Origin of the sequence: Candidatus Hakubella thermalkaliphila, from assembly GCF_013281975.1 — a bacterium.
GTDB classification, from domain to species: Bacteria; Actinomycetota; Humimicrobiia; order Hakubellales; family Hakubellaceae; genus Hakubella; species Hakubella thermalkaliphila.
In genome coordinates, this window is the sequence record NZ_BLRZ01000300.1 from 1 (window position 1) to 1,043 (window position 1,043).

Genomic DNA, 1,043 nt, shown 5'->3' on the forward strand with positions numbered 1-1,043 from the left:
GGGGTGGTATGATTGTTACCGTGATGTGGTGCTCCGGCTGTGGCCTGGTTTTTGTGTTATTAGGGCGTGCTGGTTTTGATGGTTTCCATCACCTTTTTGTAGTCTTCCTGGTTGGGTACAGCGTAGTAGTCCATCCATTCGCCTTCTGCGGTTTCGCGGCTGATTTCTTGGTAGTATACGCTCTTGTCGGTGGTGTGTGTGATGACGGCGAATTGTACGGGGGAGAGTCCGTACCCGTAGGTGGAGCATACGATGTCGCCGGTCTTGAGGTGGGTGAGGTTCTTGTGCTCGGTGGCTGCTGCTGTGGTGGTGTTCATGGTGTGTTGCCTCCCCTAAGATGGTGGTTAGTGGTTTGTTCCCGTTTTTGTTGGGCTGATGATTCTATTATAGTTTGGGTGTGTGGTGGTTGTCGAGCTGGTAACGGTGTTTTGGGGTGTGGTGTTGCCCACACTGGGGTGGTATGATTGTTACCGCGATGTGGTGCTCCGGCTGTGGCCTGGTTTTTGTGTTATTAGGGCGGGGTGATACGTTGCTAGATCTTTGAGGTGAGAGGGCCGCTCACACCAGTGTAAGAGCAACCGTATGCGAGTGCCCCTAGCTGATTTGGTTGCCCTGGATGATCGTGGCCGTGCGTGCGCTCGCGGTGGGTCTCGGTTGTCCCTGTTTCCGTTGGTGGTCAAAGGGTGGTGTGGTTTGTGTCCTGGGGTGTAGGTGTGGCTGGGCGGGGCCTTGTGGTTATTGTGGGCGCATAGGGAGCACCCCTCACTAATGCTACATAGTGAGGGGTGCTTGTTTCTGTTTGTTGTACTGATGGGGGAGGGTGTTAAACCTTCACAATTCCAATTGTCTCTTATGAGCGGGACCATTGGTGCCACGTGTTCTTCTGACCCTTACCAGTAGCCTGTACTGTGAGGTGTTTTACATTTCGGGTCCGGCGGGTGGGCCTATAATTCTTCGAAGTAGGTTATTTGGCGTAGTCTTCTGAGGCAGGTACACCATCCTTCATACCGGCCTGCCAGATGCTCTTGAGAACGTTCCCCTCA

At 53.5% G+C, this 1,043-nt stretch carries 1 protein-coding gene; it reads right to left on the minus strand.

All coding sequences use genetic code 11. The annotated features are described in order from the left end of the window. Positions 1-59: 59 nt before the first annotated feature. Positions 60-317 (minus strand): hypothetical protein, encoded by a 258-nt coding sequence (locus HW443_RS11720; protein WP_176238274.1) that lies wholly within the window; start codon positions 315-317, stop codon positions 60-62. Between the last annotated feature and the right edge of the window lie 726 nt (positions 318-1,043).